The sequence below is a fragment of the Candidatus Berkiella aquae genome, from assembly GCF_001431295.2.
GTDB lineage: Bacteria > Pseudomonadota > Gammaproteobacteria > Berkiellales > Berkiellaceae > Berkiella > Berkiella aquae.
The window spans coordinates 1,939,409-1,956,241 of the sequence record NZ_LKAJ02000001.1; the positions used below are offsets into that span (position 1 = coordinate 1,939,409).

The 16,833-nt window shown below is 38.7% G+C and carries 16 protein-coding genes; 6 read left to right on the forward strand and 10 right to left on the reverse strand.

Going from position 1 to position 16,833, the window contains the following annotated elements; genetic code table 11:
- Positions 1-7: 7 nt before the first annotated feature.
- The 3 genes from HT99x_RS08630 to HT99x_RS08640 form a co-directional block, all read right to left on the reverse strand.
- Complete coding sequence (locus HT99x_RS08630) at positions 8-505, reverse strand: GNAT family N-acetyltransferase (protein ID WP_075065947.1); 498 nt, start codon at positions 503-505, stop codon at positions 8-10.
- Between the two features lie 354 nt (positions 506-859).
- Positions 860-2,710 (reverse strand): hypothetical protein, encoded by a 1,851-nt coding sequence (locus HT99x_RS08635; RefSeq protein WP_259566097.1) that lies wholly within the window; start codon positions 2,708-2,710, stop codon positions 860-862.
- 144 nt (positions 2,711-2,854) lie between these two features.
- On the reverse strand, positions 2,855-4,570 hold the full coding sequence (locus tag HT99x_RS08640; protein ID WP_075065950.1) for an alpha/beta hydrolase-fold protein: 1,716 nt from the start codon (positions 4,568-4,570) through the stop codon (positions 2,855-2,857).
- Positions 4,571-5,012: 442 nt separating this feature from the next.
- Between HT99x_RS08640 and HT99x_RS08645 the strand changes: the two genes are divergently transcribed.
- Positions 5,013-5,738, forward strand: a complete 726-nt coding sequence (locus HT99x_RS08645) for a hypothetical protein (RefSeq protein ID WP_075065951.1) — start codon at positions 5,013-5,015, stop codon at positions 5,736-5,738.
- A gap of 106 nt (positions 5,739-5,844) precedes the next feature.
- Positions 5,845-7,155: a lipase family protein gene (locus HT99x_RS08650; RefSeq protein ID WP_075065952.1), complete on the forward strand. Its 1,311-nt coding sequence runs from the start codon at positions 5,845-5,847 to the stop codon at positions 7,153-7,155.
- A 43-nt stretch (positions 7,156-7,198) separates the two neighbouring features.
- On the opposite strand, the gene HT99x_RS08655 is transcribed toward HT99x_RS08650, so the two are convergent.
- Together HT99x_RS08655 and HT99x_RS08660 are read right to left on the reverse strand one after the other, a co-directional pair.
- Positions 7,199-8,413, reverse strand: coding sequence for a phosphotransferase (locus HT99x_RS08655; protein ID WP_075065953.1), 1,215 nt, complete (start codon positions 8,411-8,413; stop codon positions 7,199-7,201).
- An 89-nt stretch (positions 8,414-8,502) separates the two neighbouring features.
- Complete coding sequence (locus HT99x_RS08660; protein WP_075065954.1) at positions 8,503-9,570, reverse strand: hypothetical protein; 1,068 nt, start codon at positions 9,568-9,570, stop codon at positions 8,503-8,505.
- On the opposite strand from HT99x_RS08660, the gene HT99x_RS08665 reads away from it, so the two are divergent.
- The 3 genes from HT99x_RS08665 to HT99x_RS08675 are packed head-to-tail and all read left to right on the forward strand — an operon-like array spanning position 9,569 to position 11,283.
- The gene (locus HT99x_RS08665) at positions 9,569-9,736 is read left to right on the forward strand and encodes a hypothetical protein (RefSeq protein WP_259566100.1); all 168 of its coding nucleotides are present in this window, start codon (positions 9,569-9,571) and stop codon (positions 9,734-9,736) included. The two genes, HT99x_RS08660 and HT99x_RS08665, sit on opposite strands and share 2 nt — an antisense overlap.
- A 51-nt stretch (positions 9,737-9,787) precedes the next feature.
- The gene (locus tag HT99x_RS08670) at positions 9,788-11,038 is read left to right on the forward strand and encodes a DUF3300 domain-containing protein (protein ID WP_075065955.1); all 1,251 of its coding nucleotides are present in this window, start codon (positions 9,788-9,790) and stop codon (positions 11,036-11,038) included.
- 23 nt (positions 11,039-11,061) lie between these two features.
- Complete coding sequence (locus tag HT99x_RS08675) at positions 11,062-11,283, forward strand: hypothetical protein (RefSeq protein WP_075065956.1); 222 nt, start codon at positions 11,062-11,064, stop codon at positions 11,281-11,283.
- 69 nt (positions 11,284-11,352) lie between these two features.
- On the opposite strand, the gene HT99x_RS08680 is transcribed toward HT99x_RS08675, so the two are convergent.
- Positions 11,353-12,270: a hypothetical protein gene (locus HT99x_RS08680; protein WP_075065957.1), complete on the reverse strand. Its 918-nt coding sequence runs from the start codon at positions 12,268-12,270 to the stop codon at positions 11,353-11,355.
- Between the two features lie 105 nt (positions 12,271-12,375).
- Complete coding sequence (locus HT99x_RS08685) at positions 12,376-13,245, reverse strand: hypothetical protein (protein WP_075065958.1); 870 nt, start codon at positions 13,243-13,245, stop codon at positions 12,376-12,378.
- Between the two features lie 295 nt (positions 13,246-13,540).
- On the opposite strand from HT99x_RS08685, the gene HT99x_RS08690 reads away from it, so the two are divergent.
- Positions 13,541-14,665 (forward strand): hypothetical protein, encoded by a 1,125-nt coding sequence (locus HT99x_RS08690; RefSeq protein ID WP_075065959.1) that lies wholly within the window; start codon positions 13,541-13,543, stop codon positions 14,663-14,665.
- Between the two features lie 35 nt (positions 14,666-14,700).
- On the opposite strand, the gene HT99x_RS08695 is transcribed toward HT99x_RS08690, so the two are convergent.
- The 3 genes from HT99x_RS08695 to HT99x_RS08705 form a co-directional block, all read right to left on the reverse strand.
- Positions 14,701-15,054 (reverse strand): hypothetical protein, encoded by a 354-nt coding sequence (locus HT99x_RS08695; protein WP_075065960.1) that lies wholly within the window; start codon positions 15,052-15,054, stop codon positions 14,701-14,703.
- Positions 15,055-15,204: 150 nt separating this feature from the next.
- On the reverse strand, positions 15,205-16,116 hold the full coding sequence (locus HT99x_RS08700) for a hypothetical protein (protein WP_075065961.1): 912 nt from the start codon (positions 16,114-16,116) through the stop codon (positions 15,205-15,207).
- A gap of 31 nt (positions 16,117-16,147) precedes the next feature.
- Positions 16,148-16,687: a hypothetical protein gene (locus tag HT99x_RS08705; protein WP_075065962.1), complete on the reverse strand. Its 540-nt coding sequence runs from the start codon at positions 16,685-16,687 to the stop codon at positions 16,148-16,150.
- Between the last annotated feature and the right edge of the window lie 146 nt (positions 16,688-16,833).

Below are 16,833 nucleotides of genomic sequence, written 5' to 3' on the forward strand. Positions count from 1 at the left end.
AGGAATTTTAATTTTCTTTCTTTGGTAACATTAAGCGCACATAGTTCGCATTGTCTATCTTTTTGAGTTTTTTACCGAATGTAAATTCAAAGAATTTTTCGGCTTTTTCATCAATGGGAATAGAGCCTTCAATACGTGAATACTGATGCTCCGTTGCAAATGAAATAAGGTAATTTGCCAATCGTCTCGCCACACCATTTAACCTGTAATTGCTTACCACAAAAATATCATGCACATAAATCCCTGGATTAGTAAAAAGGGTAAAATGATTATAAATTTTCGAGAAAATAATCAACCCAATAGGTTCTTGGTTAATTTGTGCAATAATGCACTCAGCATAAGGATGTTCTGAAAAAAGGGCATTCTTTAAACTTTCCACATTGCAAGCAAAATGATTAATTAACCCTGCATCTTCAGCGGATTCTCTCAAGCATTCATACACAAATTTAACATCATCAGGTTTGGCTGTTCGACAAAAAAACCCGCTTTGTGATTGCTCAATCATGATATACCTCTACGGCCATTATGGGCAAATACCCGCGCTTTGCGTTGATATTTACCCATATCTACTATTTATCATATAGCAACCCAATAGGACTTAATAGCGACCTAATTGCAAACATCGTTGATTTCAGAGGAAGGGATCAGGTATACCGATGACCCTAGTTAGATTGGCTTATATTGAAGAAAGGTCATCAGTATACCTGACCCTAAATATTTAGAGAAGCTTTCTTTTTTTAGCGCATTTACCTGGTTTAGCAACCGGTTGTTTGCTATCAACTTGCCTGTTAAATGCAACTAACAGTTTTTTACCTGCTTCTTTTTCATTCGCAGACTGCTTTGTGCCTCTAGGAAATTATCACCTTTTCTTCTTAGGCGCTGGTGCATAATGCATGATGCTTTGGGAGGGAATGCCATTCTTCGTATTAACAATCCTGCCATATAAAAATGCAATGACACCCTGTTCATTTCGTTGTGAAAGCGTTGGGAAAAGACGCTTTTTGGTATCTAATATTTTACCTACCAACACTTGCTTTCCCCCAACTTTCATCCATTTAAAGCCCTCTTCTGCGCAAGGTGGCACAATTTTAGGTTCTGCAATAAGATTAGCGAATTTGTGAGAATTATCTCCTCGTTCTTTCGGTGCTTCAATATTCCCTTTCACCACATAAAATAAACGATTGCTATCACCTCGCATGCGACACTCTTTAAAAGCATACATTCCAAATAGCGCACGACTAAAACCATGACGCTCGGCATCACAGGTAGGGGCCACAGGAGCCTTTATCAATGCGCTTGCATTTCTCTTAGATGCTTTGCCATGTGTTTTAAGTTTGGTAGCTCTTCTTCTTATTGGTTCTTGAACTGGATCTGTTGAACTTGATGAGATTAATGGCATTGAAGAGGATGAGCTAACAGATGAACTCGATGGGGTTCGTGCTATTGAAGAAGATGAGCTTACAGATGAAGTTTCTATATATGGTGTAATCACTAGGGCTGCGATATCACTTTGCAGCAAGTCAACAGAATGTTCAGCTTGTGTATTGTTACTCACCTGTAATTTTTTTTGATATTCAAGTTCCAGTTTATCAATTCCACTAATAATTTTTGCTAAGGTCTCAACACCATCGAAAGATAACTTATGTATCATCAATTTTCCAGGTGCAAAGTCTAATTTAAATTTTCCAGCTAATTTTTTTAATCTTGCTATGCTTGCAGGCATCCATTCAGGAATGGCAATGGTGATTGCCACGTTAAAATCAGCCTGTATTATCCTAGGTTTATTATTTTTTTGTGCAAGTAATTCTCGTCCAATTGAAAAGTCCCGCTGCGTTGATATTAAATATCTTTCTGTTAATGTTATATTTTCACCCATTAACCCTGGGAGCAACACACTTGCAAGATGCGAATAATCACCCGCTTCATTAAACCATGTAATAGCACGAGGAAAATCTCTCTGTAGTACATATTTTTTTGCCAGCTTTTCACAAGCGCCATAATAGAGCTCAGGTTCCTCAGCAAGACATCTTTCTCTTTCTAAGTGGAGTATACTGGCTACGCGCGACAAATCACCAAGATCTAAATAATTTTTTGTTAACACAAAAACGTCTGAAATGCTGCTCAAACTTTCTTTTAATGTTTCTGTTACTATAGAATCTGCAATGGTGATTTTTTCATGCATATGAAATATCGTCATTTCATTGTTATTCGTAAAATAAAAATCGACCATTGCAATATGCAAAGTTGCTAATTGATGTTTAAGGGTATCTTTAATATCATCATCATAAGCATTGATTCTTATTATTTCATTGATGACATCAGTAAAAAAATCAAATATTGGCTTCATTCTTTCAGCACATCGATAACTTGCAATCTTTTCCGCTTTATAACCTGTCAGTAAGATACGATAATTTTTCAACATGGTTATCATACCACTGGTGTCAATTATCAAGTCTTTCATTAATTCAAAAAGCGCTATTTTCTTAACTTTAATAGCTCGTTTAGATTTTAATAATCTAAAATAATTTTCTCTATGCTGCGTTGCGTATTGAATCAAACCTCGTTCAAACCGATCCAAGGTTTCATTGATAATTTCAGGCGTAGGTAAAGCACGCTCTACCAGCGTTTTAATACAGGTATTAATGCAATTTTCAAGATCTTTATCATTAGTAACAACTAAGATGAATGGTGACAATTTGAGATTTAACATGATAATGCCTGCAGCAATATTGTTTGAAGCAATTGAGGAGCAATAGTTTATTATCTACCTTATCTAAGGTAAATAAGAAAAATACTTAGGTATAGCCAGTTCAATGCATCTCCTGTCAGGTATACCGATGACCCTAGACCCCTTCTAATCAAATTTCTTGGTTCTAGCACTTGAATCAGGTCGAATGTCTTCTTTAGCATCGGTTGACTTTTGCTTGTCCCTTTCTTGGTTATTTAAATCTATATAGGTTTGATATTGCTTTACCAGTGTTCTGACGTTTTGTGGCTCAATTTCAAGAGAAGAGGACACAGTCGTAACCAATCCTAAAGTACGAAACGACTTTTCCAACTCCTGGCTCCACCCTTCCATTTGGTGACCATAGGGGTTGATATGTAATGGAATGTTAAAATGAGTTGCCAATTCTTTAGCAAAAGGTAAGCCTTGATTTCTTGCATGCTCTGGGCACTCAAATTGCCCACAACTTAAATATAGGTCGGGTGGTGGTGGTTTTTGCTCTTGGGTGACAAAATCTTCTAACTTTTCTCTATTTGCAATGGATGGCGACTGGGCAACCACTTTCCCAAACCACGCTGGATACTTCATGCCCATATAGATACTAGCTGTTCCCGCGAGGCTTGATCCCACTAAAACTCTCTTATTAGGATCGTCAGGAATGGCAAAACCACGCTTAACAAGTTCAGGTAAGAGCTCTTCATGGATAAATTGTGCATATTCGTCAACCCGATGCTTTAAATCTACCGTTCTTTCATTCATTCCTGGTAAAGAGTCAGTAACATCAAACTGAACGCCACTTCTTTTTGCCTCTTCTTCAATACCCTTTTCTGGGTTGACATAAATGACAGCGGTATTTTGCTCAAACACATTTTCAAGACGCTCTTGCGTATTTCCTAGTTGGTAAAATCTACCATCATAGATAATCACAACATTCTCAATCGCTTTTTTATCTTCTGGTGCAAATAGGAGAATACTTCTTGAGCATTTATCTAAATCTTCTCTATTTTCTGGGTAATCGATTACTTTATTGTTTGCACTAGCCAAAGCGAGGCTGGCGCTCTTCACTTTGCTTGCAAAAAAATTATCGAAAAATGCATTATCTCCCTTCATCCTAATGGGAAAACCTAAATCCGCTACAGATTTTTTAGAATCTGCGCAGAAAAACCCCGAATTTTGATCATAAGATTTATGAAACTTACAATACTCATCCACAACAACACTATCTTCACCCCAAAAAAGGTTGCTCACCATGGCAATTTCTTCTTTACTTTTACTGGCTGGCATGTCGCTTGGTGGCTCTTTGAGCGTTACAGGAAAAAACGACGGTGGTTGATAAGCAATATCACCATAAAAATGTGTCGCTGGCTTGTCCCCCAGACTCGGTTCAAGCTGTACAAAATAGTAGGTAACTAATGCTTCCTTATCCATGGTATCACTTCTAAATAGGATATCTGTACCTGCTAACTGTCCTAGAGATTGCTCATCTTTTAGTGTTGATCCATAACCATGAAAATCGCCTTGTAAATAGAGATCTCTTTTTTTGCCTGGCTCTTCAGAGCTGTTTTTTACTTTATCTTTGGAATATAAGAAATAAACTTTGCTTTTATTATCTGGGATATCTTCTATGATAGGTGTGCCAACGGTTTTAACTTGTTCCCAAAAAAGACTTTGTAGCAGTAATTGCTTTTCTTCTGAGTCTAAACCATTGTAATAGTCTTTGTATTTTATCAAAACTTCTTCAAATGAAACTCGACTATCATCAGAATAGTCTGTCCAAAATTCTTGAAGTTCTGCTTTTCTGATTGCAAGCTGCAACCCTCTGATGAAATCTTGCGTCTGAGACATAATAAAAACCTGTTGTTAAAGTACAATTGATGATATTACATCGGTGCTAAACCAGAATGTAATTATATAGATTAATATTAACACTCTTAATTTACCTCATAGCGTGTTTTTGCACACTTCATGTGCTATGTAGCTATTACTTTGTTATCTTTGATCATCTGGTGCCACCTTATAGAGTGCTGATAGAAAGTTACGACAAAGCACAGAGCGTGCAAAAGAATGGCAGAGAAACGAAATTAGACAACTTAAGGCTAAATAAGTCTTTTGGTAAAAGAAATGACGATACTATCTAGTAATTGCCCCCCCTTTTCCTTTCTTCGGGATATACACGTTTTTGCGCGAGATGTTCGAAATACCTGACAGCCGGGGTAGAATGTCAGGGTTTTCCAGTATACAATCTAGCTCCTTAACTTATGTTCGAATATTGCTAGATGAGGTTATTATGCGAAAGAAATCGACTAGCGCCTACCAAAGCGCAACGAGTATAGCTAACAGAGATTACAAAGAAGGCCGTAATTGTAAATCTATGGAAACGCTGGAAAATCTACGTTTTACGCCTACTCAAATTGCTTTATATTTAAAAACCTATGAAGCACACCCTCCTCTTAGTGAATCCGACAAATTAGTTAAACGAGCTTATGCAACTGGAATGAAATCTACTTCAAAGCACAATAGCCAAGAGATATATGATAAATATTTAAGCTCTACGAGAACCGATGACGAAAAAGAGGCCTTTAAACAGGGATATTTGAAACGTAAGGAATATCAAAAATTACAGGCTGAGAAGATTGCTGCAAATTGCAAAGACGAAGTGGAACCTACACCTACTATCCTAAGCTCTTTATATGCAGTAAAGACAACACCTTTGTCGTCTGCCTCTACTTCAACTGTTCATAGAGGTCCTAATGTTTCTAGAGAATCTAGCATCCGTCATTCTCAGTCAGGTCTAGCTACTGAAGGAGACTTAGTCAAAATGATTGTTGAGAATACGAATCAATCCCTCTATTTTCTACAACAATATAGCGCCCTCAATGTCGCTTTTTGCCAGCAGCTAATAGAAAATGCCAAAAAGGACCAACGCATTGCTGAACTTGAACAACAATTGAATAAGCAAACTCGTCAGTTTAGTTCGCCCACTTCTGCATTTCGCACCTTTACCAAGCCGTAAGAAGAAAGGAAAGGGATCAGGTACCGAAACTAAGGTCATCGGTATACCTGCCCCCTTAATCTATCTGGACTACAATGTATAAAGACATATCCAAAAGGAACTTAATATGCTCCGTTTTTCTAAGAAACCATTGCTGACTACCCTTTTTCTTTTATCTTTGTCTCCTGCAGGCTTTGCGACACCGGATTTTGGCCCTGTCAGTATGGGTGACTTTTACGCCTCTTTGCCTGGCGTAAAGCAAAATGCCAAGTTAGGGGAAATAATCAAATCTGAAAAAATTTCAACCAGCATGGCTAATGTGCAAGCCTGGAAAATTGCCTATATTTCATCGGATGTGCTTGAGCATAAAACGCTAGCCACCGCCATTGTGGCTTTTTCTAATACAAGTGCTTTAAAAAAAGACCGCCCTATTATTGCTTGGGCACATGGCACAACGGGTACAGCCCAAAATTGTGGTCCTTCACAAATACTCGATCCCGCACAACCCCTCAATCAATATTTTTTGCCTAACGGCAATTCATGGTCAGATTATGGTCTACCCGCCATGAAAGCCTTTATTGACGCAGGCTATGTCATTGTCGCAAGCGATTATCAAGGCTTAGGAGCAGGCGGCAAACATCAATATGCCGTTGCTGCCACACAAGCACGGGATGTTATCAACTCCATTAGGGCTGCAAGCTTATTACCTGAAGTTAAAGTAGGCTCAAAAGCAGTTATTTATGGCTGGTCGCAAGGTGGCGGTGCCGTTATCGCTGCTGCTGGCTTATCTGATTATGTAAACCAAAAAGGGACTGCAAAAGATAACATTGAAATTATCGGTGTCGTTGCCATGGCACCTTACGATCTTGCTGTCACCTTCCCTAATAAAAAAGTTGATGCAACAGAAGCGACTACTTATCTAAATCAATTAAGCGCGCAATTTAGCACCAATATTTTTAACTTCACACATTATGCTCAAAATGTATGGGGAATGGTTGCAGCTTTCCCCAATTTACAACTCAATGATATTTTTACCGATGAAGGCGCCAAGATTGTTAATGAAGTTTTAGAAAGAAAATGTATGCATGCTGCAACCGATACATTTAATTTTGCTTATGGTAAAGAGTACAAAAATTTGCTTCGTAGTGATATCAAAAATGCAAGCGCTTGGATTGAAGCTTATCAGAAAAGTAGTGTTATGCCTGTCAAACCCATGGCACCCATTATTATTTATTATGGAACCGATGATACAACCGTGCCTCCCGTCATGGGCAAGCTTTACGCAGAACAAATGTGTCAATTAGGGGCCAATATTACTCGCGTACAACTTTCAGGCAATCAAAATCACTTCACTACCCCAGAGAAAGCAGAGCCACTCTATATTCAATGGGTTGCTGATCGATTTGCTGGAAAAGAAGCCGTTAATGGATGTGAGTAAGAAGGGGGAGATCAAGCCCTGAGAATTCCTCAGAACTCAAATTCTATGTAAAAACAGGATAGTAATCCATAAAATGAGTGGTAGGCCATTGTTGCTGCAAATGCTTTAAAAGCTTGGATGAGGCTTGAGTAAGTGCTGGTAAATGCTGATGTTTTTCTGCAATATCAATAAAAGCCGCTAATCGCGACAAAATACGTGGGCGAAAAGCATTACTTTCGGGCTTCCACAATGAATCCTGATCGACCGGTCCGCTGGGACAAATACTATCTTGCTCCATCACTTCATCTACATGCCAATTAATGACGCGAATAATCCATAATGCACAAGCATAAACACAGGCTTTATTATATATCGCTTCATTATTTGCTAATAAAATCTTGGTTTTGAGTTCATTTTGGTAAATGGTTTCCATTTGCGTCACAATATGAGAAGGAGTCACTTTAGCGCACCAGCAGCTTGGCATGCTCATTCGTAAGTAAACCCCATCTATCAAAGCAGGTCCAACATCACCATACTCAAAATCAATGATTTGCATATCTGACTGTTGAAAATAAACATTATCAGGACAAATATCACCATGAAGCAGCACCTCAAAATCACCACAAGACATGACTTGCTGAATGGCTTCAAGTTCTTGACGTAATTCAAAGGAATCATCCCCTGTATGCCGCTTAAAGCAGGCCATCACCTCAGCAATATTGGTTTCCTTCAGCGATTGAAGTCGTAATGTATGGGGATAAATTCGGTGTAAAATCTGGGTAAATTCATTTGTTTTACCAAAGGTATCAGCATGCATTTGCCCTAAGCGACGCGAATAGATTGCTAACGCATTGATTGCTTCTTGAACATTAGCGGGTGTTGGTAAGCGGGTTAAAGGCCCCACTAAACTATAATGAGGTTCACCTAAATCTTCGATAATAATAAATTGGCTTTCTCGATCGCCACCATAAAAGCGGGGGGCATGATGCGTGCCAATGCTTGTTAAAAATTCAATTCCAGCCCAATCACGGGCAAAACGACTCATCTGCTCTTGCTCGGTTTCGCCACGAAGCTCTAACGTGGTTTTCTTGACGATAAAACGCTGAGGGATCATTTCATTGGCGCTATTAACCATTAATCGTAAAATGAGATTACGTCTATCAGGCTCACTAAGTTGAACAACATTTTCGATATTTAATGGGGTTTGAAAATGAAAAGAAAGCATTTTTTCTGCTTTTTCAATCACTTCCCGAATAGGTGGTGTTAACGCTGTAATCATAAAGCCTCTAAACGTAGTTGCCTTTAAGAAGTATACAGGTTAATCGCGAATTGCATCTGGATATGCAATTCGCGAAATACAGATACGCTCTACATTCTTACTTTTTTCATTTTTTCAGTTAATTCATCTATCTGTTCATGAGTAGCATCTTGATCAACTAAACGTTCGCCCACTTGTCTTTCGCCACCTTCAAATCCAGGAACAAACGATTCACTCGAACTATTAAAAACAGCAGCAACGATTGAATCTTCATCCATCGAACTGACACGAGATAGTTTAACCTCTTCCCCAAAAAGGCGTTTTGAAGCACTCATCGTTTTTTCAATCACTAAAAAGCCAACACCGACCTTAGCTGACATAAGCAGTCGAGCACTTAAACCACTGGTAACAAGTTCCTTCACCGTTACGTCTTTTAGCGTAGGCAGAAAACCTTTTTGATGAACTTGCATTTTCGTTTTAACAACGTCACCAGGCTGAGATAAGATCAAACTTAAGAAGGCACCGCCCCATTTGGCGAGTAAATTTTTAGCATTACTATGATGATCTTGATTGTCCATCATGGCATTGGCAAATTCAGAGCCACCAAAAAGACCAATCGAGCCGGGCACATTCCTAAACATACCTGTAAATAAACTGGCTCGGTAAAGGTTTCTTACCCCAAGTTTTTTGGCATTTTCAAACGAAACTTTTTCCTTTAACGCTTGTTTTCTAATCTGCAACGTATCAATCGGTTGAAAGAACCATGGCTCAAATGCACCGGTAGTGGCTCCAGCCAATGCCTGTATTGCAACCACGCCATAAACACCAAAAGTACGCTCAAATGCTGCACCATATTCTCGAGTTAAATAGTCATTTAGAGCATCTTGCACACCATATTTATAAGATCGCATGGGTGCCTTTTTAAGCAACCCAATACCAAATCCCGCATAGAGTCTTTTCGTTGCACCCAGGATCCCTTCTTGTTGTACTAATCCTCTAAACCAGGGTAACACCGGCTGATTATGTGCCATGGCATTTTTTGAAGCTGTATCAAGCCCATGAAAAATACCTTGCTCAATAAATGCACCACTCCCAGCACCAAATAGTTTTGAAAAATAAGTATGCCGGTATTCTGGAAGAGATGAAGATTGAGATTGCGCTGAAGGTCCGTGTTGCATGCGTACTTCCTTTTTTATGATTGTTATGCAAGGGGCCGCATTTTCCCAAACTTATCTGTTAGATGCAACTCAGGACAAAGTCATCAATTTCTATACACAAGTAGCTAACTACAAAAAACAAGCCGCAAGAAGTAGGCTTAACCAACAATCAGGATATGCACGCTAACTTTTACCAAACTCTGCTATGACTTCAAAGTAATTATTTAATGGGGGCTCTATGAATTCTACTTTAAAATCCATCCTGACATGGACACTTGCCCTCATTTTGATCTTTCCCGCTTTTGCCCAACCAGAAAAACAAACACTGTATTCAAAAGCAGAAATTGAACAACTAGTCGCTCCTATTGCACTCTATCCAGATTCATTACTCTCACAGATACTCATGGCATCAACCTACCCGCTTGAAATTGTGAGTGCTGCCCGTTGGGTTAAGGAAAACCCAAAGCTTAAAGGCGCAGAATTAGAAGCCGCATTAAAGCAGCAAAAATGGGATGAAAGCGTCAAATCACTCACCACCGTACCCGATGTATTGAAAACCATGAGTGATAAGCTAGAAATGACCCAAAAACTAGGCGATGCCTTTTTAGCGCAACAGCAAGATGTGTTAGAAGCCATTCAACGTTTAAGAAATATGGCGCAAGAGAAAGGTCATTTAAAATCCAGTAAAGAACAAGTCGTTAATGTCACCCAAGCACCCGCAGCAACGCCTTCTAAGCCAAGTGTCATCACCATTGAACAAACCGATCCAAACGTGGTATATGTCCCGGTCTACGATCCTAATGTCGTTTATGGGGAATGGCCTTACCCTGAGTATCCTCCCTATGATTATTATCCCTATGGCTATTCCCCTGCTGCTGCATTACTCACATTTGCAACCGCTGCAATTGTAGGCAACGCACTGTGGGGCCATTTTGATTGGGGCAATCGCTATGTCAATATAGATGTCAATCGATACAACAAATTCAATGGCGCAAATATCAATGGTGATCGCTGGCAGCATCACCCAGAACACCGTGGTAATGTCCCCTATCGTGACAAAGTTACACAGCACAAATATGGCAGGGATCAAATACAAAATACCCAATCACGAGAAGCATTTCGTGACCGCGCGGAACAAGGCCGTCAACAACTCTCCCAAGAACGCGCACAAAGCCTTAAACAGGCGAAAAAGAGCCCGCAGCAACAATTAGCGAATAAGAAACCGTCTCATGCTAAATCGAAGGCCAAAGCACAACAGGCTCGTAAACCTTCGCAACAGGCTCGTAAACCTTCGCAACAGGCTCGCCACCCCTCACGAAACTACAATGGTGGACGAGGTGCTGGACAACATAGACCACCACACCATAATCAAGCGAGAAAACAACACACCCCGCAGCGTGCGACACATCGAGGTTCTCAGCAACGCTCAATGCATCGCGGCTCTTCTAATCGGGGTAGTTTTCATGGTGGCGGTGGACGCCGACGTTAATCATCAGCATTTTTCCAGAGATCTTGCAAATTCCACTGAAATTTACCGGAAATCTATATCATCTAAGACAGCGAGAAGCAACAGGAAAATTAAAACGACCTGCAGTCACTTTCGCAACGGAAAAAGTCGATTACCAAGCACTTGATAAAGATGAAAAATTGCAAAATTATGCATTTTCTGATCCGGTCGCAGCTGAACTAAGCCAATACCAAAAAATGCTAGTTCTGAAGAGAACGACCAGATAATAGGCACGCGGCTAAGACTTATCGCAAAAAAAATGGGCCACAGTGTGACCCATTTTTGAAATTTACTCATTATAACAAGATTGAAGCTTTTGTTTGTCTGACATCAGATGTAGAGCGGATTGCGTCTAAGTCAACCATTTTAAAAGATTCATGAGTAGATGGCATGTATTCTTTGTTATACATAAAATTAAGTGGAGCATTTTCCTTATCGGTCACAAGATGATCGAAAGAATGCTCTAGAACACCTTCTCCTTCAATCTCTGCTAATGTTCTATAACATTCTTTCCTTGCGGCAAGGTAATCTCTCAAGGTTCCATCTTTACGAATGTCATCACGATCATAGGGAAATTCGTCAACCAGTGTTTTTTTGGCTGGTGATAATAATTCACCATTTTGATAAATTAATCGACCATCATCTAGCGTGCAATGCTTAATTTTAGCACCATGAATACTACCATCGCCTACTGAAGAAACACTTTGTCGAAATTGGCTTTCAGAATTAATATAACCGGTATAGCCATAGACTTGAATATTTCTAAAGCCTTTATTCGCTAATGCCTTACTTAAATCTTGCGTAAAATTGAAATTACCTTTTGGGCCAACTGCTTCAACTCCGCTAGAACAAAAACGTAAATCAATAATTAAATTAATATCTTTATTTTCAATGGTGTTATCAAGTAAATTAGCAAAGGTAAATGGATTTAAATCAAGTTCAGCATTATAATTCACTCCTCCCATAACCCATGGAAGCCCATCACCATGAAGCTCAATGGTATCACCATCACGAATGTGCCGTGCTAGGGTTTGCAGAGAAGTCGATCTATTGTAAATTATTTGGCCAAAATACCCATTTCTAATTAAAGATTTTTCATCTTTAATTTTAATATTTTTCGGATTAAGCGGAGCAAAATAAAATTTATTATTTTGTGAAATTGCTTTTGAACCTTTTTGGGTTTTTCTTACTCTTCTTGGAGCTGAATGTAACATTGTATATTCCCACCTTATAGTTTTCTGTGCCTCCAATTATAAGCTTGAAAACTAAATGCATTCCATTGCTAGCAGATGGGCGTATTATTCAAACGGATGGCTGTACTAAAATCGATGAGGTGCACGAGAAAGGCAAGATTCTTCACGTTCAACGGTAGATATTACAGAGCTTGAAGCCATTGCTGCTTCTGCTAACTTGGGATTATAAATCAATGGGAATTGAATAAATTCATCAGATGCTTCTGAGTCCTCCTTTTCCACAGACGCTTCGAATTCTAAGGAAAGTTCTTTGAAGCGTTGTTCACATGCAGCCATCGCTACTTTTTCGGCATCATTAAAATAATTTTGCAAACTATTTAAGCTAAGGATATCTTTTTCCGTATAGCAATAATCGTTAACTAAGATTTTTTCAGGGGCGCCGACCAATTTTCCATTGAGATAAACCGCCGTTGCTTCATCCAGTGTACAATGAGGAATTTTTGCACGAGATCTTTCAGGTTCAGCCACAACCGATTGTTTAAAATGCCTTTCTGATTGCACATAGCCTGCATAACCCACTACTTTTACCTGAGTGAGTCCTAGCTTCTCTAACGCGCCACTAAAGTCTTTAGCAAAGCAAATATCACCCCTAGGGCCCGTTGCTATAGTCGCTGAATTACAAGCATGAAGCTCAATTTGTAATGCTATGTTACCCTTGTTGGCTAAGATTTTTTGGAGAAATAAGGCAAGAGAAAAAGGTGAGAAATCTCTGGTAGACTCATAATCAAGCCCTATGTCCCAAGGTCGGCCTTCAGCACGAATTTCAATAACATCGTTAGCAACAACTTTTTTCGTAAAATTGGTTTCAACACTATTTTCATTTGCCATATCAACAACGACAGGGTGAAAGATTTTGTTTCTTTTATTTATTTTAACTATTTGTTTTTGAAGCGTGCTAGATTCTTTATTTTTTCCAGGTACAAAAACAAAACGCATTATTTTCTCCGTTAATTTGGTCAAAATGAATTTATATACAAGCAATAGGTGTGTTATTTTACTAAAATTCGCATCCAAAAGATAGCATTTTATAGCGTATGAGCATGTACACTCAATTAACATAGCCACAACTATCTGCTGCAGAATGCGCTTTATCTTAAGGCCGCAAAGACAATACTAATGTAATCAATCATTTATAATTATCCCGTGATTTGCTTCAGACATTTTCTTAATTTTTTCTTCAATTTAATTGAGTAACATAATGACATTCAAATTGATGACCAGGATTCACAGCATGCTACATTCACCAACGCGCACCCGCAGAGCGATTGATTTTCATCGCGATGACAGAGGGTTGCCAGGTTATATCTATCAAACAGTTGATGGTAAGCTTTGGAATTGGGTACGCACTGAGGTGGATTTCGCTAATGAATCTGAAACCTTATGGGTATCAATGGGCAGCAGTGCTGCACGAGAAAATTTATTATTGGATACAAACTCCCCTCGCATCATTCAATTAAGAGAACAGGTTATTAATGAAACCGTTGGTAAACCAGTAAAAGAAGTTCTGACGATAGTTAATAACATTGTCGATGAATTAACAGCAATAGCAGGCAAATCTCGTCACGCGAGAGAACATGAACTCGATGACGAACTAAGTCTCTTTTTGCTGACGAAACCCATTCCGCGAGATATCACCATCGATGAGTTGATTGAAAAAAAACTATTAGTATGCCGTCATAAAGCACTACTATCTGCATATTTAATCGGTGACTTAATCAAGATGGGAATATTACCCAAAGGTAAAGCCATACACTACCGTTGCGATCTCAATTCAGGATCAGCGAGAAGTCCTCGGATACATACTTGGTCTCTTTACTTGCAATCTGGCCATAGCTGGATTTGCGATCCAAGATGGCAACTGGTACTCGATTTGAATAATGGATCTGAATTAAAAACCGCTGCCTATCAATATGGTTTTTCAACCATTGAGAAAATGCTGGAGACACTGCTACAAAATAAGAAGAAACCAGCAACTGATATTCCTTTTGTACCCAAAGCAGAACCTGCACCCGTTAAACTTGATCCCATGTTTTTTAAACGACAAGTCTTTACACCCGGAATATTTTCTCCAATCGCTCAGGTACCTGCACCTTCTATACCCCAAGCAGCGCCAATCGATCCTATGTGTTTAATGATGCAAAAGTACTCTGCCATGCAGCAATCCTCACCTTACGCTAGCCCATATCATTCACCATTGCCTGCTGTGAAACCAGTTGCTAGACCTCCAGTATTACCTATGGAAGCAATGGCCGCTCGAGATGGTATAAATGCTTATCTTCGGGCAATAGGTGCGGTTCCATCGGTGCAAGGCCCACAAAGCCCTATGCCTGAATTCCTAAAGCCTCGTAGGCCTTAAGAATTCAGGACAACCGGAGAGTAGGTACAGGAATGTTAGCGTTTACGAAGTCGTTTAGCATTTTCAAGTTCGTTATCAATATCACGTCGTTCAGATGCCAATCTTTTGGTTCCTTTTTCTTCTTCTTGCGCAGTTCTCCAAGCAACATAAGCATCTAGATCAAATTGCTGATCGTTATCTTCTTCGGATTCACTCTCAAGATCATTATCTTCGTCGCTTTCAAGTGAGCTTTCAAGATCACTTTCATCACTAGCAACATATTCGGAATCATCATCGCTATCACTTTCTAATACGAGCGTTGGTTGGTCATTCGTAATGGTGGGAGTTCCTGAATTTGCAACAGAACGACTTGATAGCCCAACCACAAAATCCCAAAATGAATTCAACATAGCTACCTCTTATCTAAAAATACTTAACAAAGTTCGATTAGTTATAATGATTTTTTCAAACAATGCAGCATTTTCTGGACAAACTGTTTTCTTCTTAAGATTAAAGGCTACCCAATTAAAGATGTACAAGCACTCAGGAAAATACCGTACTTATCTAATACTCGATAAATAAGCACGCCTATTTTTAAGTGAGATTTCTGCAAATTCTTCAATACTAACATCAACGCTCATACCCTGTTCTAGTGATGAATAATACCTAGGTAAGTAAGGGGAAAGATTAGTCGAAAAGTCTATCGTTTCAATAGATTCACGATAGAAATCAGCTGAGACTAACGTTAAACTAGGATCGATAGCTTGCAACATGGCAAGACCATATTCATATATTGCTCTATCATGATAGACATGCATATTAAAGAGATAACCACCACTAGAATCATTGTTAAATTGAATTGGAAATAAGCAATTGCTTACTGTATTACTAGGATCAGCGCTCAGAAAATTGATTAATTGAATTAATCTTCCCGCTAGATAATAAGCATTGTTAACTCGTTGCCATCGATAATCTGAGCTATCATCACCCATGTCTTCAGAATAAGCATTTGCAGAAACTTTTTGGCTTTTTAGAAAATTGTGCGCTTGCTGAGGTTCAAAGCAAAACTCATCATCGACAAAAATTGTACGAGGTAAATCATCAACATTAACGATCTTAAGTAAATCTTTAACCTTCACTCTGGATGAGATTAGAGTTTGGTCATCCTTTGAACGAACAATCAACGTTGGTTTTATTAATTGATAACCACCTTCACCTAAGGCTAAAATTAAGAGTTTTTTAATCAATTCTTTATCTCTCACTTTAGTGCCAGAACTAAAGAATGAAACTTCAACATTGTCATAAGAATAGAGCCTTTTTAGTAAAGGGATAATTCCTGGAAAGATATAATAAAGATGATTATTTACACTGAGCACTGCGCCATTTCTTAAAAAATGGAATTCCCTATTTATTAAAGTGCAGCGATCGGCAAGAACATTATCAATATCTAGTACAATATGAATTTTAGCCATGATCAAACGATCCTTGTTTAACTAAGAATGATTAAACTATCCCTCGATATTTTGCTAAAGGTGATTCCTTTTCCAAAGAAGGTGAAGATGAGCTTGAGGAAGAGAAGGAAAAACGGCTTAATGTGTTAGTAACATTATGATACGTTGTGCTAAAGAAACATTCAGCTGAAAACGACGGAGCAGTTTCTGTCTCTGTTTCCAGTAATTCTAGTGTTTGGGGCGTTTCAGGCACATGCCGTTCAAAAATACTAGAATAAGCCAAATCTAAATAATGATAAAAAATAATGAGCATTATTTCACCGTCGAGCTGAGTTTCTATCCTATGAAATATCTCATCTAATTTTATAGTGGGGTCTAATTCTCTTATTATCTTGATGAGTTCCCCTGCCTGTAAACATATCTCATGAAATTGATTAATGTGGCTTTGGTTGAATTCCGATGATAAATCAGTTTGCAACGATGTTAATTTTTTAGCTTCATCTAACCGTTTATAGAGTTCTTCTATCTTAGATTCAATCGCAATATTAATAATATCAATTGAAATTTCGTCAGATGGGCCATTAACAGACACTTGATAGCTACTCCTCGGGGAAAAAGTTGCGAAACTTACTGAGGGAGCTGCAATTATAAATTTTAGAGATGAAAAGTAAATAAGAAGAATTCTTAGGTGTACTTAATATTGCTAGGATGTCACGAAGCGATCCCTACTTCCTGCCA